Source organism: Pseudomonas sp. TE3910 (assembly GCF_056279025.1).
Genome location: NZ_JBWBQN010000001.1, coordinates 3,771,537 through 3,798,089, shown reverse-complemented (window position 1 = coordinate 3,798,089; position 26,553 = coordinate 3,771,537). Strand labels below are relative to the sequence as shown.

Sequence of the window (26,553 nt, the reverse complement as noted above, 5' to 3'; positions counted from 1 at the left end):
ACGCTGAACTCATCGTTAAAGGACCACCTATCACCATGTCCATGACCCCCCGCGAAATCGTCCACGAACTCAACCGCCATATCATCGGCCAGGACGATGCCAAGCGCGCCGTCGCCATTGCCTTGCGCAACCGCTGGCGCCGGATGCAGCTGCCTGCTGAGCTGCGCGTCGAAGTGACCCCGAAGAACATCCTGATGATCGGCCCGACCGGCGTCGGTAAAACCGAAATCGCCCGGCGTCTGGCCAAGCTGGCCAACGCACCGTTCATCAAGGTCGAAGCGACCAAGTTCACTGAAGTCGGCTATGTGGGCCGAGACGTCGAGTCGATCATCCGCGACCTGGCCGATGCCGCCATCAAGCTGCTGCGCGAACAGGAAATGGTACGCGTACGCCATCGCGCAGAGGACGCCGCCGAAGAGCGCATCCTCGACGCCCTGCTGCCACCGGCCCGCACAGGTTTCAACGAAGACGCCGCCCCGAGCCAGGACTCCAACACCCGTCAGCTGTTCCGTAAGCGCCTGCGTGAAGGCCAACTGGACGACAAGGAAATCGAGATCGAAGTCGCCGAGGCGATGGGCGTCGACATTTCTGCGCCGCCGGGCATGGAAGAGATGACCAACCAGTTGCAGAACCTGTTCGCCAACATGGGCAAGGGCAAGCGCAAGAGCCGCAAGCTCAAGGTCAAGGAAGCCCTGAAGCTGGTGCGCGACGAAGAAGCCGGGCGTCTGGTCAACGAAGAAGAACTCAAGGCAAAGGCCCTGGAAGCCGTCGAGCAGCACGGTATCGTATTCATCGACGAAATCGACAAAGTCGCCAAGCGTGGCAACGTCGGCGGTGCCGATGTATCCCGTGAGGGCGTACAACGCGACCTGCTGCCGCTGATTGAAGGCTGCACGGTGAACACCAAGCTGGGCATGGTCAAGACCGACCACATCCTGTTCATCGCCTCGGGTGCGTTCCACCTGAGCAAGCCAAGCGACCTGGTTCCCGAGCTGCAAGGCCGCCTGCCGATTCGTGTCGAACTCAAGGCCCTGAGCCCGCAAGACTTCGAGCGCATTCTCAGTGAGCCACATGCGTCGCTGACCGAACAGTACCGCGAACTGCTGAAGACCGAAGGGTTGAACATCGAGTTCACCCCGGAAGGCATCAAGCGCCTTGCAGAGATCGCCTGGCAGGTCAACGAGAAGACCGAGAACATCGGTGCCCGTCGCCTGCACACGCTGCTGGAGCGCCTGCTGGAAGAGGTGTCGTTCAGCGCTGGCGACCTGGCCAGTGCCCACAGCGAAACACCGATCCAGATCGACGCCGACTACGTCAACAGCCACCTGGGCGAATTGGCGCAGAACGAAGACCTGTCTCGTTATATTCTGTAAGCCTCACCCTCTTACAGGCAGGGCCGTTCGCGGCCCTGATCGCTTATGACTCGACTCCCCACCGCAATCAACCTGCACAAAGCCTCCAAGACCCTGAGCCTCAGCTATGGGCCCAACGAGGTCTACCACCTGCCCGCCGAGTTCCTGCGCGTGCACTCCCCCTCCGCCGAGGTCCAGGGCCACGGCACCCCCATCCTGCAATTCGGCAAGCTCGGGGTCGGCCTGAGCGCGATCGAACCGGCCGGCCAGTACGCACTGAAACTGACCTTCGATGACGGCCACGACAGCGGTCTGTTCACCTGGGAATACCTGGAGCAACTGTGCCTGCGCCAGGAACAGCTCTGGGCCGAGTACCTGGAGGAACTGGCCAAAGCCGGCAAATCCCGCGACCCTTCCGAGTCTGTCATCAAACTGATGCTCTAATCGGGCACTCTTGTGTTTTAGAGCGCATTTTCTAATTTGATCTGCTTGAATGCCTCTGCACAGCCAATGGATGGCTGGCGTGCGCAACACCTTAACGTCGGGTTACCAATGGATCTGGCAAGTTCCCTGCATCGGTTTTTTTGCAGGCTCTAGTCGAGATGCCGAAGTCGCGAGCGAGCGCAGGCTGTCTTCTCACGCAAAGACCACCCGCACGACGCGCCTTCGTTTTCATCCAGACACGCTGTACGCAGTTCGTTATCACTGGTCACCCGAGCAGTAGTACCGGCCTCTCCTGTGCCACCGCCACAGCCAAAACCGGTACTCGTCTCAGGACAACGGAGCGTCGTAGATGAGCAACAAGAACAACGATGACCTGCAGCGCCAAGCCTCGGAAAACACCCTGGGCTTAAACCCTGTAGTGGGCTTGCGCCGTAAGGATTTGCTGACTTCTGCCCGTATGGTGCTGCGCCAGGCCATCCGCCAGCCGCTGCACAGTGCCAAGCATGTCGCGCACTTCGGCATGGAACTCAAGGATGTCCTCTTCGGGAAGTCCAGCTTGCAACCGGAGAGCGATGATCGTCGCTTCAACGACCCGGCCTGGAGCCAGAACCCCCTGTATCGCCGCTACCTGCAGACCTACCTGGCCTGGCGCAAGGAGTTGCACGACTGGATCGGCGACAGCAATCTGTCGGAACAGGACATCAGCCGTGGCCACTTCGTCATCAACCTGATGACCGAAGCCATGGCCCCGACCAATACGGCTGCCAACCCGGCTGCGGTGAAGCGCTTTTTCGAAACGGGCGGCAAGAGCCTGCTGGATGGTTTGTCCCACCTGGCCAAGGATCTGGTGAACAACGGCGGCATGCCCAGCCAGGTCAACATGGACGCCTTCGAGGTTGGCAAGAACCTGGGCACCACCGAAGGCGCCGTGGTGTTCCGCAACGAAGTACTGGAGCTGATCCAGTACCAGCCAACCACCGAGCAAGTGCTTGAACGCCCGCTGCTGGTGGTACCGCCGCAGATCAACAAGTTCTACGTCTTTGACCTGAGCCCGGAGAAAAGCCTGGCACGCTTCTGCCTGCGCTCCAACGTGCAGACCTTTATCGTCAGTTGGCGAAACCCGACCAAGGCTCAACGCGAATGGGGCCTGTCGACCTACATTGATGCACTGAAAGAAGCCGTCGACGCCGTGCTGGCGATTACCGGCTGCAAAGACCTGAACATGCTCGGCGCCTGCTCCGGTGGGATTACGTGCACCGCGCTGCTCGGCCATTATGCGGCGCTGGGCGAGAACAAGGTCAATGCCCTGACCCTGCTGGTCAGCGTACTCGACACCACCCTCGACAATCAGGTAGCACTGTTCGTCGACGAGCAGACCCTGGAAGCCGCCAAGCGACACTCCTACCAGGCCGGCGTGCTGGAAGGCCGCGACATGGCCAAGGTATTCGCCTGGATGCGGCCCAACGACCTGATCTGGAACTACTGGGTCAACAACTACCTGCTGGGCAATGAACCTCCCGTGTTCGACATCCTGTTCTGGAACAACGACACCACGCGCCTGCCAGCCGCCTTTCACGGCGACCTGATCGAAATGTTCAAGAACAACCCATTGACCCGCGCCGATGCACTGGAAGTGTGCGGTACCCCTATCGACCTGAAGAAAGTCACCAGCGACATCTACAACGTCGCCGGTACTGCCGACCACATCACACCGTGGCAGTCCTGCTACAGATCCGCACAGCTGTTCGGCGGCAACGTGGAGTTCGTGCTGTCCAATAGCGGCCATATCCAGAGCATCCTCAACCCGCCGGGCAACCCCAAGGCACGCTACCTGACGGGAGGTGAGCTGTTGTCACAGGCCAGCGAATGGCAGGAAAACGCCATCAAGCACCCAGACTCCTGGTGGCTGCACTGGCAAAACTGGCTGACAGAGCGCTCGGGGGCGCTGAAAAAAGCGCCGACACGCCTTGGCAGCAAAGCCTATAGCGCAGGCGAAGCCGCACCGGGCACCTACGTTCACGAGCGTTGATACACCCGCCGCCGTGGCCAGCTGAGGGGCGCGGCGCTTTATCCATCACAGGGGCTCGCGCATGCCGCAACCGTACGTTTTCAGAACTGTCGATCTGGATGGTCAATCCATCCGAACGGCAGTTCGCCCCGGCAAATCGCACTTGACGCCCTTGCTGATCTTCAACGGCATTGGGGCCAACCTGGAACTGGTGTTTCCATTCATCCAGGCGCTGGACCCGGACCTGGAAGTGATCGCCTTTGACGTGCCCGGTGTCGGCGGCTCCTCCACCCCGCGCCGCCCGTACCGCTTTCCAGGCCTGGCCAAACTGACCGCACGCATGCTCGATTACCTGGACTATGGCCAGGTCAATGTCATCGGGGTTTCCTGGGGTGGCGCCCTGGCGCAACAGTTCGCCCATGACTACCCGGAACGCTGCAAGAAACTGGTACTGGCGGCGACCGCTGCCGGTGCGGTCATGGTCCCTGGCAAGCCCAAGGTACTGTGGTTGATGGCCAGCCCGAGGCGCTACATACAGCCCTCCCATGTCATCCGCATTGCCCCGGACATTTATGGCGGTGCATTTCGCCGCGACCCGGACCTGGCCTTGTCACACGCGGCCAAGGTGCGCTCTTCGGGCAAGCTGGGCTATTACTGGCAACTGTTCGCCGGGCTTGGCTGGACCAGCATCCACTGGCTGCACAAGATCCAGCAGCCAACCCTGGTGCTGGCCGGTGACGACGACCCCTTGATCCCACTGATCAATATGCGCCTGCTGGCCTGGCGAATTCCCAATGCCCAGCTACACATAATCGACGACGGCCATCTGTTCCTTGTCACCCGGGCCGAGGCCGTCGCACCGATCATCATGAATTTCCTCCAGCAGGAGCGCCAGCGGGCCGTGATGCATCCTCGGCCTGCACCTGGCGGTTGAGCGGTGCCCTGGCCTGTCGCTTGCGTGCGTGGCAGAAAGGCTCCGCCAGAACCGCGAAGCGCAATTGGTGCCGCACTTGCATGGATGAGTGTGTTGATGGCTTGACGACGGAGTGTTGCCTGATGAAAGACAGACCCGCGAAGGGCGTACCACCGGCCCCCGCCACTTATATCAACGCGCAGAACGCGATCACCGGATTGCGCGGCCGCGACTTGATCTCGACCTTGCGTAGCGTCAGTCGCCATGGTTTGCGCCACCCGCTGTACACAGCCAAACACATGCTGGCTCTGGGCGGACAGTTGGGTCGGGTGCTGCTGGGCGATACCCCTCATCAACCCGGCCCTCGCGACGAGCGCTTCAACGATCCGACCTGGCGCCAAAACCCTTTTTATCGGCGTGGCCTGCAGGCCTACCTGAGCTGGCAGAAGCAGACAAGCCAGTGGATCGACGGCAGCCAACTGAGCCATGACGACCGCGCCCGTGCGCACTTCCTGTTTTCACTGATCAACGATGCCCTGGCCCCGAGCAACTCACTGCTCAACCCGCTTGCGGTGAAGGAGCTGTTTAACACCGGCGGCCTGAGCCTGCTGCGTGGCCTGAACCATCTGCTTGATGACCTGCGGCACAATGACGGGATGCCCCGGCAGGTCAACCGGGAGGCCTTTGAAGTCGGCAAGACACTGGCCACCACACCCGGCGCCGTGGTGTTTCGCAACGAACTGCTGGAGCTGATCCAGTACAAGCCGATAAGCGAGAAACAGTACGCCCGGCCCTTGCTGGTGGTGCCGCCCCAGGTCAACAAGTTCTATATCTTCGACCTCAGCCCGCACAACAGCTTCGTCCAGTACATGCTCAAGAACGGCCTGCAGGTGTTCATGATCAGCTGGCGCAACCCAGACCCGCGCCACCGTGAGTGGGGCCTGTCCAGCTACGTGCAGGCCCTGGAAGAAGCCACCAACGCCTGCCGAGCCATCAGCGGCAGCCGAGACGTGAACCTCATGGGGGCCTGCGCAGGTGGTTTGACCATGGCCGCGCTACAGGGCCATTTGCAAGCCAAGCGCCAGTTGCGTCGGGTACACAGCGCCACCTACCTGGTGAGCCTGCTCAACAGCCAATTCGACAGCCCGGCCAGCCTGTTCATCGACGAACAGACCCTGGAAGCCGCCAAACGACGCTCCTACCAGCACGGTGTGCTCGACGGGCGCGAAATGGCCCGCGTGTTCGCCTGGATGCGCCCCAACGATCTGGTCTGGAACTACTGGATCAACAATTACCTGCTGGGCAAGTCGCCACCGGCGTTCGATATCCTCTACTGGAACAACGACAGCACCCGCCTGCCCGCCGCGCTGCACGGCGACCTGTTGGACTTCTACAAGCACAACCCGCTAGCCCACGCCGCTGGCCTGGAAGTGTGCGGCACCCCCATCGACTTGCAGAAGGTTACGCTCGACAGCTTCACCGTGGCCGGCGACAACGACCACATCACCCCATGGGATGCGGTCTATCGCTCGACCCTGCTGCTCGGCGGTGAACGGCGCTTCCTGCTGGCCAACAGCGGGCATATCCAGAGCATCATCAACCCGCCGGGCAATCCCAAGGCCTGGTTCATGGAAAACCCGAAACTGAGCAGTGACCCACGCGCCTGGTTCTATGACGCCAAGCAGGTCGATGGCAGCTGGTGGCCGACGTGGCTGGAATGGATACAGAAACGCTCCGGGACGCAACGCGAAACCCTGAATGTACTCGGCAACCCAAACTTTCCCCCCATGGACCCCGCACCCGGCACCTACGTGCTGGTGCGCTGAACAAGAAGAACGGATGAAAACCCGCGACCGTATCCTTGAGTGTGCCCTGCAACTGTTCAACCAACAGGGTGAACCCAACGTCTCGACTCTGGAGATCGCCAATGAAATGGGCATCAGCCCGGGCAACCTGTATTACCACTTCCATGGCAAGGAGCCCCTGGTACTCGGGCTGTTCGAGCGTTTCGAGGAAGAACTGACGCCGCTGCTCGATCCACCGGTCGACCTGCGCCTGGATGCCGAGGACTACTGGCTGTTTCTGCACCTGATCGTCGAACGCATGGCCCAGTACCGCTTCCTGTTCCAGGACCTGTCGAACCTGGCCGGACGCCTGCCACGCCTGGCACGCGGTATCCGCAACCTGCTCAACGCGCTCAAGCGCACCCTCGCCGCCCTGCTGTCCAGCCTCAAGGCGCAAGGCCAGATCAAGGGCGACACGCGCACCCTCGGCCAATTGGTCGAGCAGATCACCCTGACCCTGCTGTTCTCGATGGATTACCAGCGCATCCTGGCTCGCGACAGCCAGGTCGGCATCGTCGTCTATCAGGTGATGATGCTGGTCGCACCGCACCTTGAGCCTGCGCCACGGCATGCGGCCGAACAGCTCGCGCTGCGTTATCTGGACGATTGACAGCCTCACCGGCCAGAACTGAAAACGCCCGGCACACAGGCCGGGCGCTTGTCGACAGCCGCCTCGATCAGGCCTGGCTGGTAGATGCCGGGGTCGCCGACGGCGTACCGCTGACCGGGGCTGGCGCCGCGCTTGCTGCTGGCGTGGCGGCCAGAGCGGCGTTCACGGTTTCAGCAGGCTTGGTCGCCGGTGCCTTTTTCACGGCCGGTTTTCTTGCCACGGGCGGCTTGGCAGCAGCAGGCTTGGCCGCGGCTTTTGCAACTGCTGGCTTGGCAGCCGGTTTAGCCGCTGCAGCCTTGGCTACGGGTTTGGCTGTAGATTTGGCAGCGGCTTTCGGCGCGGCCTTGGCCAGTGGCTTGGCGGCAGTGGCAGGTTTGGCCGCAGCAGGTTTGGCCGAAACCGACTTGACCGAGGCGCCGGTGAGCTTCTCGATCTGCTTGGTCAGGGTATCGACCTGCTGATGCAGTGCCTTGACCTCATTGCGGCTAGGCACCCCCAGACGCGAAATCGCACTGTTCAGGCGCTTGTCGAAGGCTTCTTCGAGCTCGCTCCACTTGCCCAGCGCCCGCTCCTTCACATCGCCAACCCGTGATTTCGCGGACTTTGCCGAACTCTTTGCAGCATCTACCTGCTCGTCGACCCGGGTCTTGGCCTGCTTCTCGGCTTTCTCGCCATCCTTGACCAGGGTTTCGAACAACTTACTGCCATCGTTGCTGATCTTTGAGTAAGCGCCCAAGCCTGCCAGCCAGATCTGACGGGAGTACTTTTCGACCTCGCCGACCCAGGAGCTGCCTTCTTTTTCTACTTTCTTCTTGCCAGCCATCCCGCTCTCCTTAGTGTTTACGTGCAACGTGTTCGAGCAATGCTGTCAGCTCATCGAGCTTGGCAGAAAGTGTCTCCACGTCATGTTTAGACGGAATGCCGATACGATTCAAGGCGCTGGCGACGCGCGTGTCGAATGCCTTCTCGATTTTATCGAGCTGCACTTCGACCTTGCCTTTGACGCCACTGATCTCATCCTTGACCGAATCGATCTGGCTGTTGGCCGCGTCGAGCTCATGGTCGATACGCTTTTTGCCGCGTTTTTCGATACCTTCGCCCGCCTTGACCAACTCTTTCAAATAGTCGGCACCTTCCTGCCCGACCCGGGCATAGGCTCCCAGGCCTGCCAGCCAGATCTTGCGCGCGTAGCCGCGCACCTCACCCAGCGTACCGCTCTGGGTATGCTCTTTTTGCTTCAGGGAAACCTTGGCCATGCTCTGCACCTCACGTTGATCGCGGAAATGGAGAAACTGCCCACGAGGTCGGGGCTTGTGCACAAGGTAGGGGGAAAAATTAGAATGCTCACCCTAAGGCGAGATAACCGCACTACGCCCTTGGCGGCAAAGCCGACGCCTGTGACGATGACAGGTACCGGCGTTGCAGGCGAAGAGCACCGAGATGTCAGGCCAGGGCCTTGTCCAGCGCCCGTTCGATTTCAGCCTTGATGGTCCCGCCCATCATCGACAGCATCATCCCCAGTTTCAATTCGACGCGAATGCTGTCGTCACCGATCTGAATGCTGCCATTGGCGCCACTGCGCTTGACCTGGACAGTGTCGCCTTCCCACTGTGCCTTGAGGTCATACTCCCGGGCCAGGCGCTCCACCAGGGCTTCGGCCTTCTGCCGGGCCGCCTCGCGGCCTAGGCTGTGTCTACGTTCAACGCTGATCTGGGTCATTCAATCAATCCTGGCTAAGAAGGCATACTGGCGGCCTATATTAGCCCGCCCCCCTCCTGCGACACAGCCCGCCAAGACAAATCACGCCGCACGCCCTAGAATGGCGGTAATTTTTTCCGGTGACAGCGATATGAACGATCAGCGCAAAGGCGAAAACGCCGAAACCACCACTCACTTCGGCTACCAGAGCGTGCCGGAAAGCCAGAAGGCGGAAAAGGTCGCTGAGGTTTTCCACTCGGTGGCGGGTAAGTATGACTTGATGAACGATGTGCTTTCCGGCGGCATGCACCGCCTGTGGAAGCGCTTCACCATTGAACTGTCGGGCGTTCGCAGCGGTAACCGCGTCCTCGACATCGCCGGCGGTACCGGCGATTTGACCCGCAAGTTCTCCCACCTGGTCGGCCCGACCGGTCAGGTCGTACTGGCCGACATCAACGCCTCGATGCTCAAGGTCGGGCGTGATCGGCTGCTCGACCTGGGTGTGGCTGGCAACGTCGAGTTCGTCCAGGCCGATGCCGAAAAGCTGCCCTTCCCGGACAACCATTTCGACTGCGTCACCATCGCCTTCGGCCTGCGCAACGTCACCCACAAGGAAGACGCCCTGCGCTCCATGCTGCGAGTGCTCAAGCCCGGTGGCCGTCTGCTGGTGCTGGAGTTCTCCAAGCCGACCAACAAGGTGATGTCCAAGGTTTACGATGCCTATTCGTTCGCCTTCATGCCGCTGATGGGCAAGCTGATCACCAACGACGCCGAGAGCTACCGCTACCTGGCCGAATCGATCCGCATGCACCCGGATCAGGAAACCCTCAAGGCGATGATGGTTGAAGCCGGTTTTGACCGCGTGACCTATCACAACATGACCAGCGGCATCGTTGCCCTGCACCGCGGCATCAAACCCTGATGTTGCTGAGCGGCCTTCTCGCCAGTGTCGAACACGGGGTCAACCGTGTTTTGCGCCTGGACAGCACGGCACTGCCACGCCTGGCACGGCTCGAGGGCAAGGTGATCGCCATCGACTGTCGCCAGCCAGCGCTGCAGTTGTTCATCCTGCCCAGCGATGAAGGCCTGCTGTTCGCCGCGCATTGGGCAAACGACGCCGACTGCACCCTGCGTGCACCGGCTTCAAGCCTGATGCGCCTGGCCATGAGCAAGGACAAGACCGCCGTGCTGCACAGCCCGGAGGTCGAACTCGACGGTGACAGTGGAGCACTGCTGGACCTGGTCGCAGTGCTACAAGACCTTGAACTGGACTGGGAGTATGAAGTCTCCCGCTGGCTCGGGCCGGTGGCTACGCAACTGATCAGCGGTCACCTGCGCAGCCGCGCCCAGTGGACCCGCCAAGGCCTGTCCAGCCTCAACCAGAACATCGCCGAGTACCTGGCCGAAGAGGCCCGGACACTGGTTGGGCAACGCGAAGCCGAGGTGCGCTTCAGCGAGCTCGACACACTCAAAGTCGATATAGAACGTCTCGAGGCGCGTATTGAGCGCCTTGCCCGATCCCTTGAATCCAGCGATAACGCATGAAGCTGCTTGCCGTCCGCCGTCTGTTGCGCATCCAGCGCGTCGTAATCCGCTACCGTCTCGATGACCTGCTGTTCGCCCTGCCGTTGCCCTGGTGGCTGATGGCGCTGCGTTTCGTCATGCCGTGGCGCTGGCTGCCACGCAAGCCCGTGGCGCTGAGCCGTGGCGCACGCCTGCGCCTGGCGTTGCAGGATCTGGGGCCGATCTTCATCAAGTTCGGTCAGTTATTGTCGACCCGCCGCGACCTGCTGCCCGAAGACATTGCCGATGAGCTGATGTTGCTGCAGGACCGCGTACCGCCGTTCGATCCGCAAAAAGCCATCGCCATGATCGAGGAACAACTCGGGGCGAAAATCAGCGAAGTGTTCAGGCGCTTCGACGTCGAGCCCTTGGCTTCGGCCTCTGTGGCCCAGGTACATGCGGCGCAGCTGAAAAGTGGCGAAGAAGTGGTGGTCAAGGTCGTACGCCCGGGCCTCAAACCCATCATTGCCCAAGACCTGGCCTGGCTGTTCCTGATTGCCCGTGCCGCCGAGCGGCTCTCATCCGACGCCCGCCTGCTGCACCCCGTGGAAGTGGTCAGCGACTACGAAAAGACTATCTACGACGAACTCGACCTGTTGCGCGAGGCAGCCAACGCCAGCCAGCTCAAGCGCAATTTCGAAGGTTCGGAAATGATGTACGTTCCGCAGGTGTACTGGGACTGGTGCCGGCCGAAAGTGCTAGTCATGGAACGCATCTACGGCATTCAGGTTACAGACCTGGCGACCCTGGCCGATCAGCGCACCGACATGAAGATGCTCGCCGAGCGCGGCGTCGAGATCTTCTTTACCCAGGTATTTCGCGACAGTTTCTTCCATGCCGACATGCACCCCGGCAACATCTTCGTCAGTACCGTGAAGCCGTGGAGCCCGAAGTACATCGCCATCGACTGCGGCATCGTCGGCAGCCTGACCCCCGAGGACCAGGACTACCTGGCGCGCAACCTGTTCGCGTTCTTCAAGCGTGACTACCGCCGCGTCGCGCAATTGCATATCGATTCGGGCTGGGTGCCTGCGCACACCAAGCTGAACGAGTTCGAGGCGGCGATCCGCACCGTGTGCGAACCGATCTTCGAGAAACCGCTGAAGGACATCTCCTTCGGCCAGGTCCTGATGCGCTTGTTCCAGACGGCCCGGCGTTTCAACATGGAAGTCCAGCCTCAGCTGGTACTGCTGCAGAAAACCCTGCTGAACATCGAGGGCCTGGGCCGTCAGCTCTACCCCGAGCTAGACCTGTGGAGCACCGCACAGCCGTTCCTGGAGCGCTGGATGCGTGATCGCGTCAGCCCGAAATCGTTGCTGCAGAACCTGCACAACCAGGTTGAACAGGTACCCCATCTGGCCGGTATGGCCCGCGACCTGCTCGAACGCCTGTCGCAACCGCATGCCAGCGAGCAATCAACGGCCCGGCGCCAGAACACCGACAGCTGGGCGCTGCGCCTTTTGGGCGCCGGCCTGCTCGCCGGTGGCGCAACCCTCGCCGCGGGTGCCATCAGCCTCAGTGCTCCCGCGGCCTGGCCGGCCTGGCTGATGCTCGCCGCCGGGCTCTACCTGATCGTGCGTCGATAGCCAGCCAGACACCTGGCTGGCAAACTAGCGAAAACATTCGACATAAGATCGAGTGTGGTTTTGGAGTTTTTCATGAAAGACTGGCTGGACGAGATCAACTGGAACAGCGACGGTTTGGTACCGGCGATCGCCCAGGACCACAAGACCGGGCGCGTACTGATGATGGCCTGGATGAACCGCGAAGCACTGACCCTGACTGCCGCTGAGCAGCGTGCCATCTACTGGTCGCGTTCGCGTGGCAAACTGTGGCGTAAGGGTGAGGAGTCGGGGCACGTGCAAAAACTGCACGAAATGCGCCTGGACTGCGACGCCGACGTGATCATCCTGATGGTCGAGCAGTTGGGCCATATCGCCTGCCATACCGGCCGTGAAAGCTGCTTCTATCGTGTCTTCGAGAACGGCGAATGGAAAACCGTCGACCCGGTTCTGAAGGATCCACAAGCCATCTACAGCGCAGGACACTGACATGAGCGACACCCTGACCCGTCTGGCCGAAGTGCTGGAGGCGCGCAAAGGCGCAGCACCCGACAGCTCCTACGTCGCCAGCCTATACCACAAGGGCCTGAACAAAATCCTGGAAAAGGTCGGCGAAGAATCGATCGAGACTATCATTGCTGCCAAGGATGCTGCTGCCAGTGGCGACTACAGCGATGTCATCTACGAAACCGCAGACCTGTGGTTCCATAGCCTGGTAATGCTGGCCTCGTTGGGACAGCACCCCCAAGCGGTACTGGACGAACTGGACCGTCGCTTTGGCCTGTCCGGGCATGCCGAAAAAGCTGCGCGCAAGCCAGATCTGACTGAATAAATTCGAAGGAGTGCACCATGGGTATTTTTGACTGGAAACACTGGATCGTACTGTTGGTCGTCGTGGTGCTGGTGTTCGGCACCAAGAAGCTGAAGAACTTCGGCAGCGACCTGGGCGAATCGATCAAGGGCTTTCGCAAGGCCATGAACGAGGAAGACAAGCCCGCCGACGCAGCGCCTGCCCAACCTACCCAGGCACACTCATCGCAAACCATCGACGGCCAGGCACACAAGGTCGAAGAACCCGTCCGGCAAGAACCGGTCCGGAAGGACTAACCCATGTTCGGGATCAGCTTCTCCGAGCTGCTGCTCGTCGGCCTGGTTGCCTTGCTGGTACTTGGCCCAGAACGCCTGCCCGGCGCGGCGCGCACTGCGGGCCTGTGGATCGGGCGGCTCAAGCGCAGCTTCAATTCAATCAAGCAGGAAGTGGAGCGTGAGATCGGCGCCGACGAAATTCGTCGCCAGTTGCACAACGAGCACATCCTCTCGATGGAGCAAGAAGCACGCAAGATCCTCAATCCGCAGAGCGTAGCGCCCCAGCCTTTCCAGCCACCGGCTGAAAGCAGCCCCGCACAGCCAGCGCCGAGCCTGACGCCAGCTGCCACGGACGCACCGGCTGCGCCTGCGCCTCTCAACGATTCGCCACAACCGCCGCGAGCACCATGAGCGATATCCCGGAAAACGACCAGCCAATGCCGCTGGTTTCACACCTCACTGAACTGCGCACACGCCTGTTGCGTTGTGTTGCGGCCATCTTCCTGATCTTCGCCGGGCTGTTCTCCTTCGCGCAGCAGATCTACACCCTGGTGTCGGCGCCGTTACGCGCACACCTTCCGGCCAACGCAACGATGATCGCCACCGATGTGGCCTCGCCGTTCCTGACGCCGTTCAAGCTGACCATGATCGTCTCGCTGTTTCTGGCGATCCCGCTGATCCTGCATCAGATCTGGGGGTTTATCGCGCCCGGCCTGTATCGCCACGAAAAGCGCATCGCCGTGCCCCTGCTGGTATCGAGCATCCTGCTGTTCTATGCCGGCATGGCATTCGCCTACTTTTTGGTGTTCCCACTGATTTTCGGTTTCTTTGCCAGCGCGACACCGGAAGGCGTCTCGATGATGACGGACATCGCCAGTTATCTGGACTTCGTCATGACCCTGTTCTTCGCCTTCGGCGTTGCCTTTGAAATTCCGGTGGCGGTGGTGCTGCTAGTCTGGATCGGCGTGGTCGACGTCAAGTACCTGAAGAAGATACGCCCTTACGTGATCATCGGCTGCTTCGTCGTCGGCATGATCCTGACCCCGCCAGACATCTTCTCGCAGACGCTGCTGGCAGTGCCCATGTGGCTGCTGTTCGAGATTGGCGTACTGTTCGGCGGCCTGATCCGCAAGCGCAGCGAACACCCTGAGGCACCCGAGCAAGACCACAACGACCAGCCGCCAGCGACCCAAGCGTGAACCTGCTGTTACTTGAGGAAGCCGACTTCGTTGCGGCTGACCGGGTGGTGCTGGGCGACCGCCGCTTTACCCACATGCAGGAAATTCACCGGGTAGCGGTCGGTGACAACCTGCGGGTTGGCCGCCTTGGCGGGCAAATGGGCCAGGCTCAGGTACTGCGACTGGAAGGGCATGAGGCGGAGTTGCAGGTCACCTTCGACCAGCCGCCACCGGCCAAGCTGCCGCTCACCCTGGTGCTGGCACTGCCTCGTCCCAAGATGCTACGCCGTGTGTTCCAGACCGTTGCGACCATGGGCGTACCGAAACTGATCCTGGTCAACAGCTACCGGGTCGAGAAGAGCTTCTGGCAAACGCCGTTCCTTGAGCCCGACGCCATTCGCGAGCAGTTGATTCTCGGCCTTGAACAGGCACGCGACACCGTGCTGCCCGAAGTGATCATCGAGAAGCGCTTCAAGCCGTTTGTCGAAGATCGCCTGCCGGCCATCAGTGCCGGCACCCTCGGGCTGGTCGGTCACCCCGGTAATCATCCCCCCTGCCCACGTGGCCTGGACGAGCCGGTAACCCTGGCCATTGGCCCGGAGGGTGGCTGGATCCCCTATGAAATCGACCTACTGAACAAGGCAGGCCTGACGCCGGTACAGCTCGGTGACCGAATCCTACGCGTGGAAACGGCAGTAACCGCATTGCTCGCCAGACTTTTCTGACTTCAGGTTCAATGATCGAGGCCGATGCATTGGCATTAGAACAATGAATCGCCTCGACCGCTGGCAAGGAGTCGCACCATGTACCGTTGGTTCTCCCATCAACTCGGCAATCTCAGCGTTAACCTGAAACTCGGGATTGGCTTTGGCCTGGTGCTACTGTTAACCCTGATCATCACTCTGACCGGCTGGCAGGGCTTGCAGGGGGTTATCGACCGCGGCGACAAGCTTGCAGCCATCTCCCGCGTGAGCCAGCAGACCCAGGAGCTACGCAATCAGCGCCTGAACTATGAAAAAGAGCGCACGGCAGAGGCAGCAGCCAATGTAGAAAAAGCCTTGGCGGCCCTGGATGACAACCTGCAGCAGGTGCGCAAGCGCATCAACGACAGCCAGGACAAAGACCGCCTCGGTCGCCAGATCGATGCCGTAGCCGAGTACCAGCGAGCCTTTACCGACCTCAAACAGGCGGCACAAGATCGCGAGCATAGCCGTGGGCAACTGGGTACGAGCGCTGACCGCGCTGCCGGCCTGCTCGAGCAGATTGAGCAGCAATTGCTCAAAAGTGAAAGCTTGAGCCAGTTCAACAGCGCAATGACCGTTGACAAGCTGCTGCAGAATGCGCGCTTTCAAGTGCGCGGCTACACCTACAGCGGCAAGCCAGAGTTTGAACAAACCGCCACCGCCGCCATCGATCAGGCCGCAGCCCAGCTCAACGCCCTGATCGACAAATTGCCGACCGAGCACACTGAGTCACTGACCAACGCCGGCCATGCGCTAGCCGGCTACCGAGCAGCCGTTGGCCTCTACCGTGACGCCCAATTGGCCAGCGAACACGCCCTGCAGCGCATGGCACAGCAGGGCCAGGTGTTGCTCGACCTGAGTCGCGAGCTGACGCTGTCGCAAACCCAGCAGCGCGATGACGAGTCGCAGCACGCCAAGCTGATGCTCACGCTCGCCACAGGCCTGGCACTGCTGCTGGGTGTTATCGCCGCCTGGGCCATCACGCGACAAATCATCGTGCCCTTGCGCCATACGCTGACCGTGGTCGACCGTGTTGCCGACGGCGACCTGAGCCAACACGTCAACGTCGAACGCAGCGACGAGCTGGGCCAGTTGCAACACAGCATGCAACGCATGACCCACAACCTGCGCGAACTGATCGGCGGTATCGGCGACGGGGTTACGCAGATTGCCAGCGCGGCCGAACAGCTGTCGGCTGTCACTGAGCAGACCAGCGCTGGGGTCAACAACCAGAAGGTTGAAACCGATCAGGTCGCAACGGCCATGAACGAGATGGCCGCAACCGTGCAGGAAGTGGCACGCAACGCCGAGGAAGCCTCCGAAGCGGCAGTAATGGCCGACCAGCAGGCCCGCGAAGGAGATCGGGTGGTGGGCGAGGCCATCGCCCAGATCGAGCGACTGGCGGCCGAAGTGGAACACTCCAGCGAAGCCATGAGCCAGCTCAAGACCGAAAGCGACAAGATCGGTAGTGTCCTCGACGTGATCAAGGCCGTGGCCCAGCAAACCAACCTGCTAGCCCTCAACGCAGCCATCGAGGCTGCCAGAGCAGGTGAAGCCGGGCGTGGTTTTGCCGTAGTGGCCGACGAAGTGCGCAGCCTGGCACAACGCACACAGCACTCGACCGAGGAGATCGAAGCGTTGATCGCCAGCTTGCAACATGGCACCCAGCAAGCGGCCAGCGTGATGGACAGCAGCCGTGGCCTGACCGAAAGCAGCGTCGAACTGACCCGTCGTGCCGGCACCTCGCTGGAGACGATCACCCGTACCGTGTCGTCCATCCAATCGATGAACCAGCAGATCGCAGCCGCGGCAGAACAACAGAGCGCCGTGGCAGAAGAGATCAACCGCAGCGTGATGAATGTGCGTGACGTCTCTGACCAAACCTCCGCTGCCAGTGAGGAGACCGCAGCCTCCAGCGTCGAGCTGGCGCGCCTGGGCACTCACCTGCAGACGCTTGTCGGCAAGTTTCGCCTGTAGTCATTAAACACCCTGTAAACGCGCGCCGCCCCTGGCTTTCTGGCCTCGGGCGGCGCGCGCATGTATGTAATGAAAGAAAAGCCCTACAAATAACGTAAAAAACTCCAATTTCACGCAAACTTAGGCGAAATTTCCTACATCACTCACAGGTTCAGGTCCTCGTTCTCCGGCCGATGAGCACAATGGCCGCGCCTCCCCCTTCAGGTGCGAAGCCCTTCATCATTCAGGAGAACCGCCATGTTCGGACCCTTGTCCCGCCTGCTTAGCAACCTGAGCGTCAAGCTCAAACTCGCCGCCGGTTTTGCCATGGTTCTGTCGCTGACACTGGCCATAACCCTGTTCGGTTGGACCGCGCTGGGTGATGCCATTGAGAGCTCAAAGCGACTGTCCAGCATTGCCCGACTCAGTGAGCTCAACAAGGATCTGCGCGCCGAGCGCATCACCTTCCGGGTGTTGGCTGACGATGAGAGCAAGGGCCAGGTACTCAAGGCCTTGAACGACATGCAGCACATGCTGGAACTCATGCTGCCGCAGTTCGACGACCCCGTAGAACTGAAATTGCTGAACGACGAGCAACAGCTCGTGCACACCTACCAGCGCGACTTCGACACCCTGCAAAAAGCCGTCACGTTGCGCATGACGCACTTTCAAGCGCTGGAGGTTCAGGAGCAGCAAGTTCTCGACACGATTGATGCCATCGAGAAGCAGCTCCTGCTCCTGCAGGATACGGAGCATAACCAGACAGCTCGCTCCAAGGCGCTGACGCTGCTGGAAAACCTGGGGCGGCAGATCGACAATATCAGTCAGCAACGTCAGGTGCCAGCCTACATGTCCAACCCTACCAGTGCCTTTGCCAATGTCGGCAAGCAGGCGATGACCGCTGCCGAGTCGGCACTCGGTCAGTTGGGCACGGCACTGGCTCAACTCCGGCTGACGGACACCTCGGCACTGCAGGCGAGCGGCTCAGCACTGAGCCGCTATGGCCAGGCGCTGGATCAGTACCGTAATGCAGCCATTGCAGTCGAAAATGTACAGAATGATCTGGAAACCCTTGGCAAGCAGATGCGTGAAGTCGGCCAACGCCTGACAGACCATCAACTCAGTGTTCAAGAGCAAGAGGCGCACACCGCGCAAGCCGCCCTCAGCAGCGTCTCCGCGCTGGCACTGCTGGTCGGTATTCTGGCTGCGTGGATTATCACCCTGCAGATCACCACGCCCCTGCGACACACCCTTGAGCTGGCCGCACGGATTGCTCAGGGTGACCTGAGCGGCGATAGCGAGGTGACGCGCCGGGATGAAATGGGCCAGTTGCAACGCAGCATGCACCGCATGACCTTAAGCCTGCGCGAGTTGATCGGCGGTATTGGTCATAGCACTTCCCAGCTGTCGGACGCCGTACAAACGCTTTCGGCCGTAGCCGCTCAGACACATGGCGGTGTCAGCAGCCAAAAGGAGGAAACCGATCAGGTGGCGACCGCCATGAACCAGATGGCCGCAACGGTACAGGAGGTAGCCCGCAATGCCGAGCAGGCTTCGGCTGCAGCCTGTGATGCCGACCATCAGGCCCAACTGGGCGATCAGGTCGTCGCGGAAGCCGTCGCACAAATCGAACAGCTGGCGGATCAAGTCAACCGTTCAATCCAGGCAATGGGCAAGTTGGCGCAGGAAAGCGAGCGCATTGGCAGCATTCTGGATGTGATCAAGTCGGTCTCGGAGCAGACCAACCTGCTGGCACTCAATGCCGCCATTGAGGCGGCCCGGGCAGGTGAGGCTGGACGAGGCTTCGCCGTAGTTGCCGATGAGGTACGAGGGTTGGCACAACGCACCCAGCAGTCCACCGAGGAAATCGAGGAACTGATCGCCAACCTTCACAACGGTACCGCTCAGGTCGTTGAACTGCTCGACAGCAGCAGGAACCTGACCCAGGACAGCGTTGCCCTCAGCAGAAAAGCTGGCGCGGCCCTGGCCCAGATCGCTCACAGCGTCTCGAACATCCAGGGCATGAACCAGCAGATCGCGACAGCCAGCGAAGAGCAAAGCGCAGTCGCCGAGGAGATCAACCGCAACGTGATCAATGTGCGCGATGTTGCCGAGGAAACCGCATCGGCCAGCACACAGATCACCCGATCGAGTGTGGAGCTACAGAAACTGGGCAATCAATTGACGACGATGGTCGGCCGATTCGGCATCTGAGCCTTGCGCAAGGAATGACCCGAGCATGGGGGCTGGCGAACCAGCGCCCATGACACAAGCGCTACAGCACCTGGCGCAGGAACGCCTGGGCACGCAGGTCCTTTGGCGAGGTAAAGAACGCCTCGGGTGGCGAGTCCTCCAGCAGCTTGCCGTGATCGAAGAACAGCACCCGGTCCGCGACTTCGCGGGCAAAGCCCATCTCGTGGGTGACGCAGACCATGGTCATGCCTTCCACAGCCAGGGTCTTCATGACGTCCAGCACTTCACCGACCATTTCCGGGTCGAGTGCCGAGGTCGGCTCGTCAAACAACATCACCTTCGGGTCCATCGACAGTGCCCGGGCAATCGCCACGCGCTGCTGTTGGCCACCCGAGAGCCTGGAGGGGTACTCGTTGGCCTTCTGACCGATACCGACCTTCTCCAGCAATGCCCGCGCCTTGGCCTCGCGCTCCTGCTTGCTGCGCTTGCGCACCACCTTCTGTGCCAGGCACAGGTTCTCCAGCACGGTCATGTGCGGGAACAGGTTGAAGTGCTGGAACACCATGCCGACTTCACGACGATAGGCGTTGATGTCGGTCTTCGGGTCGTTCAACTGCAAGCCGTCAATGGCCACCGAGCCCTCATCAAAACTTTCCAGGCCATTGAGGCAGCGCAGGAAGGTCGACTTGCCCGACCCCGAAGGACCGAGCACTACCAATACTTCGCCCTTGGCTACGTCGGTGCTGACGTGGTCGACAGCTCGTACCACCTGACCACGGGTATCGAAGACTTTTACCAGATCGCGAACTTCAATCACTTTGCGCGAGCCTCCGCTCAAGCCGGCTGGCGAAATGCGACAGCGGCAGGTTGATCAGCAGGTACAGGCCGGCAACGCAGAACCAGATCTCGAAGGTCGAGAACGAGGTAGTAATTGCCTCACGGCCACTTTTGGTCAATTCGGTGATTGCAATGACCGAGACCAGCGACGTGTCTTTGACCAGGCTGATGAATTGCCCTGCCAGCGGCGGCAGGACACGTTTGAATGCCTGTGGCAGCACCACATGGCGCATCGACTGGCTCGCACTCAGCCCCAGCGAGCGGGCGGCTTCACTCTGGCCACGGGCAATCGACTGAACCCCAGCACGCACGATCTCGGCCACGTAGGCACCGGTAAACAGCGCCAAGGCTGCTACCCCGGCGAACTCTCGAGACAGGTTGAGCACCGTGCCGATGAAGAAATAGAAAATGAAGATCTGCACCAGCAGCGGCGTACCACGCACCAACTCGACGTACACCGTCGACAGGTCGCGCAGGGTCGGGTTGTTCGAGAGCCGACACAAACCGGCCACCAGGCCGACCAGCAGGCCCAGCACACCGGAGGCCAGCGAAATCCATACGGTGGTCCACAGGCCCCAGGCCAGCGGCCCTGCGGTCCAGTGCCGAGTGACACCCACCAGATCGCCTTCAGCAACATCGTCGCCCTTGGACAGCTGCAGGCTGTTCTGCTCGACGTCCAGCACCTGTTCGCCGCCGTCTTCGTCGCGCAGGGTGACCTTGGCCATGCTGCCCTGCTGCACAATGGCTTCGACCTTGCCGTAGCCGGCCGCGCGCTGCGCTTCTTCAGCCTGGTAAGCGAAATACTGTGGCACCCGACTCCAGCGCCACTCGTAGGAAATCACCGAGGTCGCGTAATACAGGCTGACGGCCAGGCCGACCAACACCAATGCGGTCAGCCCGTGCCAAGGCCACTGAGCTTTCTTGTGTTTAATCACGAAAGGTAGTTCCGTAAAAGCGAACGCGCAGGGCTAGCCTGCGCGTCAGGTTTCAAGCCAGTCGAACGACGGCCTTATTCCATGTCCTTGAGCCAAGCGGTGTCTTTGAACCACTTGTCATGGATACGTTTGTAAGTGCCGTCGTTGTGGATCTGGTGCAGGTAGTTGTTGATCCAGTTGATGCTGTCGTAGTCGCCTTTCTTCAGGCCGAAGGCCAGCGGCTCATAGGTGAACGGCTCGTCCAGGAACAGCAGCTTGCCAGCACCGGCCTTGTTCACCGCAACCACGTTGTAGGGGGCATCGTAAATGAACGCATCGGCTTTGCCGTTGACCACGTCCATCACGGCTTCCTGCTCGTTGTCGTAGCCGTGATACTTGGCTTTGCCGATCAGCTTCTTGGCGACCAGTTCACCGGTAGTCCCCACCTTGGAGGTGATACGGTACTCGTCGGTGTTCAGGTCTTTGTACGACTTGACCTTGTCTGCGAGCTCCTTGCGGATCAGCAGGGTCTGGCCGACCACGATGAAGGGTTCGCTGAAGTTCAGACGCAGGTTGCGTTCCTGGGTCAGGGTCATGCCGCTGCCGATCATGTCGAACTTGTCGGTCAGAAGCGCCGGGATGATACCGTCATAGCTGGTGGACACCAGCTCCAGCTTGACGCCCATGGCCTTGGTCATGGCCTTGAGCAGGTCGACTTCGAAGCCGATGATTTCGCCACGCTTGTTGGTCATCTCGAACGGCATGTAGGTAGGGTCCATACCCACGCGCAGGGTGCCGCGCTTGACTGCGTCGTCAATTGCCCCGGCCTGGGCCGTTGCCACTGTAGCCAGTGCTGCGACGCCGGCCAGCAGCATCGACAGGTACTTTTTCATCATCACCAGATCCCCCAACAGGAAAGCTCGAATTTTATTGTGATCGCAGATCGCCCTGATGGACGACGCACTGTATCGAAGTGCGCGATGCTACCCCATGCGCCGCAAGGCACATATAGGCGATAGGCACTTTGTTATGTGTTGTCGGCAGAAACGACATCGCCGGCAAGCCCAAGCCCCATGTAGGGCACTCAGGTTTGTCGGCGATGGTTGCAGCGCAGTTCAACGATCAGGCATTAGCCAGCGATGGCAACTCCTGCGACTGCGGGTGTAACGGCAACAACGGCGAATGCGGGTTGCTGGCAATCGATTGCCGCCAGACGTCCAGCCAGGCGGCACTCTGCTCGGCCCAGACACGCTCATGCAAGCGTGACAACGCTACCGGGTCACTGAGCAGTGCCAATCGGGTACTGCCGTCGAGTGCGCCAGGGCCAACCTCCAACGCCTTGGCGATACGCTCGGCACGCAGGGCCTCGATCGGTGCGGCAACACCATGACGCGCCGTCGCCAGGGCACAGGCCAGGGCATTCTGCTGTGGATCGACCACTGCCCGGACAAAACCGTCATTCAGTGCATGCCAACGGTTTTCATGGGTGTACTGATCAGTCGCCAGCAACTCATGCGGTGTCGCGTATTCCTCAGGGATCAGGAACAGGCGTTCATCCTTGGCGCGCAGGCCCAGGTTGACCCGGCTGGAGATCACCGAAACCGGAATCGACAGCATCAGCGAACCGACAATCGGTACCAGCCACCAGAGGAAGCTCGGGTTCAGCCATGCCACCAATAGTGCCCAGGCAACGCCCAGCAGGGTTTGCGGGCCATGCCGGCGAACAGCCTCGCTCCATGGCGTGGAGTCGTCGTCACGCTGTGGCGAGTTCCAGGTTGCCGCCCAGCCCAGGAACGCGGCCAGCACGAAGCGGGTGTGGAAAATCATCCGCACAGGCGCCAGCAGCATGGAGAACAGCATCTCCAGCAGCATCGACAGCGTCACCTTGAAGCGACCGCCAAATTCCTTGGCGCCCTTGGCCCAGATCAGAATGATGCTGAGCAACTTGGGCAGGAACAACAGCACAATGGTCGTCGAAAACAGCGCAATGGCTTTTTCCGGGTGCCATTGAGGCCAGAGCGGGTAAAGCTGACGTGGCTCGAGGAAGTACTGCGGCTCCATCAAGGTGTTGGTTGCCAGCAGCGCCGTCGACAGCACCAAGAAGAAGAACCACAGCGGCGCCGACAGGTAGGACATCACACCTGTGAGGAACACCGCACGGTGTACCGGGTGCATGCCCTTGACCAGGAACAGACGGAAGTTCATCAGGTTGCCGTGGCACCAGCGCCGGTCGCGCTTGAGCTCGTCGAGCAGGTTAGGCGGCAGTTCTTCGTAGCTGCCCGGAAGATCGTAGGCAATCCACACGCCCCACCCCGCACGCCGCATCAGTGCGGCCTCGACGAAGTCGTGGGAGAGGATCGCACCGGCGAAGGCACCCTTACCCGGCAACGGCGCCAAGGCGCAGTGCTCGATGAATGGCTTCATCCGGATAATTGCGTTGTGCCCCCAGTAGTGCGACTCGCCGAGCTGCCAGAAGTGCAGTCCGGCAGTGAACAGCGGGCCATAGACGCGGGTGGCGAACTGCTGCATGCGTGCATACAGCGTGTCCATGCCCGAGGCTTTTGGCGCGGTCTGGATGATACCGGCGTCCGGATTGGCTTCCATCAACCGCACCAGGCTGGTCAGGCATTCGCCACTCATTACGCTGTCGGCGTCGAGTACCACCATGTAACGGTAGTCCCCACCCCAACGGCGGCAGAAGTCGTCCAGGTTGCCACTCTTGCGCTTCACACGGCGACGACGGCGGCGATAGAAGATCCGCCCAAAGCCTTTGGCCTCGCGGCAAACCTCCAGCCAGGCCTGTTGCTCGGCCACGGCAATATCGGTGTCGTTGGTGTCACTGAGCACAAAGAAATCGAAACGGTCGAGATCGCCCGTCGCAACCACCGACTCGAAGGTCGCCCGCAACCCTGCAAATACACGCGGGACATCTTCGTTACAGATCGGCATGACGATCGCAGTACGCGCCTGCGGCGCAATCGGCTCGTTGCCAGCGCTGCTGCCAGAGATACGGTACTTGTCGCGCCCGGTCAGCAGCTCAAGGAAGCCCATCAAGGCCGTCCAGAAACCCGCGGATACCCAGCAGAAGAGGATACCGAACAAGACCAGGATGCTGGTCTGCAATGCATACGGCCAGACCTGTTGGACGGTGGTCAGCAGCGGCTGGTTCAGGACCTCGTCGAGGTCGACGAATGACCAGCCCTGATAAGGCAAGATGCCTTTCATGTACCAACCGGCAACGATGGTCTGCCCCAGCATCAGCGTTAGCAGGATGTAGCGGCGCACCGAACCGACCCAGCGCCAGCGTGCAGCCGGTAGCTCGCGCTTTTCGGGCGCAGGGGCGTTTGTCCGGCCGGTCAAACGACGCCAGGCGCGAATCAGGATATTGGTCCGCCACGGCTCAGGAACCACCCGAGTGCGACGAATTGGCGGGGTAGCCTTCAGGCACAACCGACCGCTGGCATCGAGGCCGAGCATCTCGGCCTCCTCCAGTTCCTCAGCCGTACCCAAGGTAAGGCGACCTGCAACCGACGCCTGGGCGGCCTCGGCCTCCCCGGCAGACGGTTGTGCGGACAAGCGTTGATGCAGCTCGCTGAACGAGGTGCAGCTGGCCAGTTCGGCCCGCTGCTCGTCGCTCAGTGGCAGGTGTTCCAGGTATTCGCTCAGCGACCCTGGTTGTGCAGAGTGTTTACTCATCGGCAGGCAACTGATAACTCCAGGTCTCGGTCAGGACTTGTTCGGTCGTGGCCGGAGCCGTGGTGGTGGATGCCGCATCGGCGGCTGGCTGTGCGGCCGCTTTCTCGGCCTTGTCTTTGGCCTGCTTGGCAGCGGCTTTTTCCTGCTTGGTCGGCTTGGCCGGCTCAACAGGAACGTCACGTACCAGCGCAGCACGCATTTCAGTGGACTTGTTCGGGTCCTTGACCTTGAACCGCAAGGTCAGGCGCCAGCCCTGGATTTCCGGGTTGTAGCGCAGGCTGTTCTCGACCAGCTCACCGTTGTCGCCAAGGCTGACCTGGCTACGTACAGCGGTGTCTTCCGGCAACGCCTTGAGCACCGGGCCTTCAAAGTCGACCAGGAAGGCCACGCTACCGTCAGGCTGACGGATCAGGTTGGATTGCTTGACATCACCGGTCGAACGCAGGGTCTGCTTAACCCAACCCAGCTTCGGCGAATGCAGTTCGGACTCATCCATGGTCCAGTGCAGGCGGTACTCGAACTCGGCAGCAGTACCAGGCTCAGGCAGTTTTTCCGGGCTCCAGAACGCAACGATGTTGTCGTTGGTTTCATCGGCAGTTGGAATTTCCACCAGGTCGACCGTGCCCTTGCCCCAGTCGCCAACAGGCTCGATCCAGGCGCTTGGGCGCTTATGGTAGTTGTCATCCAGGTCTTCGAACTGGCTGAACTCGCGCTGACGCTGCAACAGGCCAAAACCACGTGGGTTTTCCACGCTGAAGTTGCTGACAGCCAGATGTTTCGGGTTGTTCAGCGGGCGCCACAGCCATTCGCCGTTGCCGGCATGAATCGACAGGCCTTCAGAGTCGTGCAGGGCAGGACGGTAGTTGAGCACCTTCGATGGCTGGTTGCCACCGAACAGGAACATGCTGGTCAGCGGGGCAATGCCCAGGCGGCTGACACGGTCACGCAGGAACACCTTGGACTTGACGTCAACGATGGTGTCGCTACCCGGACGCAGGGTCAGACGGTAAGCACCGGTGGAACGAGGCGAGTCGAGCAACGCATAGATGACCAGTTGCTTGTCGGTCGCCTTTGGACGCTCGATCCAGAACTCAGTAAAGCGTGGGAACTCTTCGCCAGACGGCAGTGCCGTGTCGATAGCCAGACCACGGGCAGACAGGCCATAGGCTTGCCCCTTGCCGACCACGCGGAAATAGCTGGCGCCCAGCAAGGTCATGATTTCGTCTTGCTTGTCAGCCTTGTTGATCGGGTACAGCACGCGGAAGCCGGCGTAACCGAGCTTTTCAGTGGCCTTGCTGTCAAAGCTCAAGTCACCGAAGTCAAAGCGGCTGGCGTCGTACTTGATTTCGTGGACTTTGCTGCCGACAACCTCGTTGATCGTCACAGGGGTGTCGAAGTGCATGCCCTGGTGATAGAAGGACAGCTTGAAAGGCGTCTTGGCCTTGGCCCACTCGGCCTTGTCCTCGCGGAAGCGAATTTGCTGGTAGTCCGCGAATTTCATTTCGCGGAACACTGCTGGCAGGTTGCTCTTCGGCGCCTCGTACTTCTGCCCGGCAAGATCCTTCGCCTTGGCCGCTACATCGTCAAGGTTGAACGCCCAGAGCTGGCCTGCGCCGAGCAGGCAGACGAGCGCCGAGCCGGCTGCCAGAGCCTTGCGCAGCCGATTGCCAGGAGTTCTTGGTGCATTACAGGGACTTACAATCACGAGCAACCCTCGCCGAAAACAGATCAAAGAACCAACGGCCAGCCATCGTTTGCCGGGTTGGCGAGCACTGTTCGGACTCCGAAAGGGCGTAATGATTCCCTAAACGGCGTCAGACAGTTCTCAAGTTAAAGTAAAACAAATCGGCGAACGCCGATCTTGGTAGCGCGCGATTATCTAGCAGGCAGCGCTACAACGCATCAGGGCAACACAACTATTTCTGCTAGAACCCCCCTTTTTTCCTGCAAAAAAGG

25 protein-coding genes and 1 pseudogene are annotated in these 26,553 nt (G+C 60.7%); 18 read left to right on the top strand and 8 right to left on the bottom strand.

Going from position 1 to position 26,553, the window contains the following annotated elements; all coding sequences use genetic code 11:
• The first annotated feature begins 35 nt into the window (after window positions 1–35).
• The 6 genes from hslU to ACZ9H3_RS17350 all read left to right on the top strand — a co-directional run bounded on the left by hslU (window position 36) and on the right by ACZ9H3_RS17350 (window position 7,171).
• Entirely contained in the window at window positions 36–1,373 is a 1,338-nt protein-coding gene (gene hslU / locus ACZ9H3_RS17375) for an ATP-dependent protease ATPase subunit HslU (RefSeq protein WP_099773368.1), read from the top strand.
• Between the two features lie 45 nt (window positions 1,374–1,418).
• Window positions 1,419–1,796, top strand: coding sequence for a gamma-butyrobetaine hydroxylase family protein (locus tag ACZ9H3_RS17370; protein ID WP_065761257.1), 378 nt, complete (start codon window positions 1,419–1,421; stop codon window positions 1,794–1,796).
• Between the two features lie 349 nt (window positions 1,797–2,145).
• Window positions 2,146–3,825 carry a class II poly(R)-hydroxyalkanoic acid synthase gene (phaC, locus tag ACZ9H3_RS17365; protein WP_454240578.1) on the top strand — a complete coding sequence of 560 codons (1,680 nt, stop codon included), beginning with the start codon at window positions 2,146–2,148 and terminating at the stop codon, window positions 3,823–3,825.
• Between the two features lie 61 nt (window positions 3,826–3,886).
• Entirely contained in the window at window positions 3,887–4,738 is an 852-nt protein-coding gene (phaZ, locus tag ACZ9H3_RS17360; RefSeq protein WP_065761259.1) for a poly(3-hydroxyalkanoate) depolymerase, read from the top strand.
• A gap of 122 nt (window positions 4,739–4,860) precedes the next feature.
• Window positions 4,861–6,543 (top strand): class II poly(R)-hydroxyalkanoic acid synthase, encoded by a 1,683-nt coding sequence (phaC, locus tag ACZ9H3_RS17355; protein ID WP_476221689.1) that lies wholly within the window; start codon window positions 4,861–4,863, stop codon window positions 6,541–6,543.
• A 13-nt stretch (window positions 6,544–6,556) separates the two neighbouring features.
• Entirely contained in the window at window positions 6,557–7,171 is a 615-nt protein-coding gene (locus ACZ9H3_RS17350; protein ID WP_065761261.1) for a TetR/AcrR family transcriptional regulator, read from the top strand.
• A 67-nt stretch (window positions 7,172–7,238) separates the two neighbouring features.
• On the opposite strand, the gene ACZ9H3_RS17345 is transcribed toward ACZ9H3_RS17350, so the two are convergent.
• The 3 genes from ACZ9H3_RS17345 to ACZ9H3_RS17335 all read right to left on the bottom strand — a co-directional run bounded on the left by ACZ9H3_RS17345 (window position 7,239) and on the right by ACZ9H3_RS17335 (window position 8,890).
• Window positions 7,239–7,994, bottom strand: a complete 756-nt coding sequence (locus ACZ9H3_RS17345; protein ID WP_476221687.1) for a phasin family protein — start codon at window positions 7,992–7,994, stop codon at window positions 7,239–7,241.
• 10 nt (window positions 7,995–8,004) lie between these two features.
• Window positions 8,005–8,427 (bottom strand): phasin family protein, encoded by a 423-nt coding sequence (locus ACZ9H3_RS17340; protein WP_476221685.1) that lies wholly within the window; start codon window positions 8,425–8,427, stop codon window positions 8,005–8,007.
• A 187-nt stretch (window positions 8,428–8,614) separates the two neighbouring features.
• On the bottom strand, window positions 8,615–8,890 hold the full coding sequence (locus tag ACZ9H3_RS17335) for a polyhydroxyalkanoic acid system family protein (RefSeq protein ID WP_065761264.1): 276 nt from the start codon (window positions 8,888–8,890) through the stop codon (window positions 8,615–8,617).
• A gap of 130 nt (window positions 8,891–9,020) precedes the next feature.
• Between ACZ9H3_RS17335 and ubiE the strand changes: the two genes are divergently transcribed.
• The 12 genes and pseudogenes from ubiE (at window position 9,021) to ACZ9H3_RS17275 (ending at window position 19,171) form a co-directional block, all read left to right on the top strand.
• A complete protein-coding gene (ubiE, locus tag ACZ9H3_RS17330; RefSeq protein WP_065761274.1) occupies window positions 9,021–9,791 on the top strand; it encodes a bifunctional demethylmenaquinone methyltransferase/2-methoxy-6-polyprenyl-1,4-benzoquinol methylase UbiE in 771 nt (256 codons plus the stop codon).
• Window positions 9,791–10,414 carry a ubiquinone biosynthesis accessory factor UbiJ gene (locus ACZ9H3_RS17325; RefSeq protein WP_065761265.1) on the top strand — a complete coding sequence of 208 codons (624 nt, stop codon included), beginning with the start codon at window positions 9,791–9,793 and terminating at the stop codon, window positions 10,412–10,414. The genes ubiE and ACZ9H3_RS17325 overlap by 1 nt, the downstream gene beginning before the upstream one ends.
• Entirely contained in the window at window positions 10,411–12,018 is a 1,608-nt protein-coding gene (gene ubiB, locus ACZ9H3_RS17320) for a ubiquinone biosynthesis regulatory protein kinase UbiB (RefSeq protein WP_476221681.1), read from the top strand. Before ACZ9H3_RS17325 ends, ubiB begins: the two co-directional genes overlap by 4 nt.
• 72 nt (window positions 12,019–12,090) lie before the next feature.
• Window positions 12,091–12,483 carry a phosphoribosyl-AMP cyclohydrolase gene (gene hisI / locus ACZ9H3_RS17315; RefSeq protein ID WP_065761267.1) on the top strand — a complete coding sequence of 131 codons (393 nt, stop codon included), beginning with the start codon at window positions 12,091–12,093 and terminating at the stop codon, window positions 12,481–12,483.
• Between the two features lies 1 nt (window position 12,484).
• Window positions 12,485–12,826 carry a phosphoribosyl-ATP diphosphatase gene (locus ACZ9H3_RS17310; RefSeq protein ID WP_065761268.1) on the top strand — a complete coding sequence of 114 codons (342 nt, stop codon included), beginning with the start codon at window positions 12,485–12,487 and terminating at the stop codon, window positions 12,824–12,826.
• Between the two features lie 17 nt (window positions 12,827–12,843).
• Window positions 12,844–13,101 carry a twin-arginine translocase TatA/TatE family subunit gene (locus tag ACZ9H3_RS17305; RefSeq protein ID WP_065761269.1) on the top strand — a complete coding sequence of 86 codons (258 nt, stop codon included), beginning with the start codon at window positions 12,844–12,846 and terminating at the stop codon, window positions 13,099–13,101.
• 3 nt (window positions 13,102–13,104) lie between these two features.
• Entirely contained in the window at window positions 13,105–13,491 is a 387-nt protein-coding gene (tatB, locus tag ACZ9H3_RS17300; RefSeq protein ID WP_099773364.1) for a Sec-independent protein translocase protein TatB, read from the top strand.
• A complete protein-coding gene (gene tatC / locus ACZ9H3_RS17295) occupies window positions 13,488–14,279 on the top strand; it encodes a twin-arginine translocase subunit TatC (RefSeq protein ID WP_065761271.1) in 792 nt (263 codons plus the stop codon). The genes tatB and tatC overlap by 4 nt, the downstream gene beginning before the upstream one ends.
• Window positions 14,276–14,983, top strand: coding sequence for a 16S rRNA (uracil(1498)-N(3))-methyltransferase (locus ACZ9H3_RS17290; RefSeq protein WP_330522257.1), 708 nt, complete (start codon window positions 14,276–14,278; stop codon window positions 14,981–14,983). The genes tatC and ACZ9H3_RS17290 overlap by 4 nt, the downstream gene beginning before the upstream one ends.
• Before the next feature lie 78 nt (window positions 14,984–15,061).
• Window positions 15,062–16,123: pseudogene (locus tag ACZ9H3_RS17285) on the top strand (methyl-accepting chemotaxis protein); the annotation flags it as partial.
• Window positions 16,106–16,978, top strand: coding sequence for a methyl-accepting chemotaxis protein (locus ACZ9H3_RS17280; protein WP_442963004.1), 873 nt, complete (start codon window positions 16,106–16,108; stop codon window positions 16,976–16,978). The pseudogene ACZ9H3_RS17285 and the gene ACZ9H3_RS17280, both read left to right, overlap by 18 nt.
• Window positions 16,979–17,215: 237 nt before the next feature.
• Entirely contained in the window at window positions 17,216–19,171 is a 1,956-nt protein-coding gene (locus ACZ9H3_RS17275) for a methyl-accepting chemotaxis protein (RefSeq protein WP_476221676.1), read from the top strand.
• A 61-nt stretch (window positions 19,172–19,232) separates the two neighbouring features.
• Here ACZ9H3_RS17275 and ACZ9H3_RS17270 read toward each other — a convergent pair whose 3' ends face one another.
• The 5 genes from ACZ9H3_RS17270 to ACZ9H3_RS17250 form a co-directional block, all read right to left on the bottom strand.
• Window positions 19,233–19,967, bottom strand: coding sequence for an amino acid ABC transporter ATP-binding protein (locus tag ACZ9H3_RS17270; RefSeq protein WP_065760652.1), 735 nt, complete (start codon window positions 19,965–19,967; stop codon window positions 19,233–19,235).
• Window positions 19,960–20,922, bottom strand: coding sequence for an amino acid ABC transporter permease (locus ACZ9H3_RS17265; RefSeq protein WP_065760651.1), 963 nt, complete (start codon window positions 20,920–20,922; stop codon window positions 19,960–19,962). The genes ACZ9H3_RS17270 and ACZ9H3_RS17265 overlap by 8 nt, the downstream gene beginning before the upstream one ends.
• A 74-nt stretch (window positions 20,923–20,996) precedes the next feature.
• Window positions 20,997–21,794 (bottom strand): transporter substrate-binding domain-containing protein, encoded by a 798-nt coding sequence (locus ACZ9H3_RS17260; protein WP_176717448.1) that lies wholly within the window; start codon window positions 21,792–21,794, stop codon window positions 20,997–20,999.
• A 229-nt stretch (window positions 21,795–22,023) separates the two neighbouring features.
• A complete protein-coding gene (gene mdoH, locus ACZ9H3_RS17255; RefSeq protein WP_099773362.1) occupies window positions 22,024–24,597 on the bottom strand; it encodes a glucans biosynthesis glucosyltransferase MdoH in 2,574 nt (857 codons plus the stop codon).
• Window positions 24,590–26,302, bottom strand: a complete 1,713-nt coding sequence (locus ACZ9H3_RS17250; protein WP_330522253.1) for a glucan biosynthesis protein G — start codon at window positions 26,300–26,302, stop codon at window positions 24,590–24,592. Before ACZ9H3_RS17250 ends, mdoH begins: the two co-directional genes overlap by 8 nt.
• Window positions 26,303–26,553: the final 251 nt, after the last annotated feature.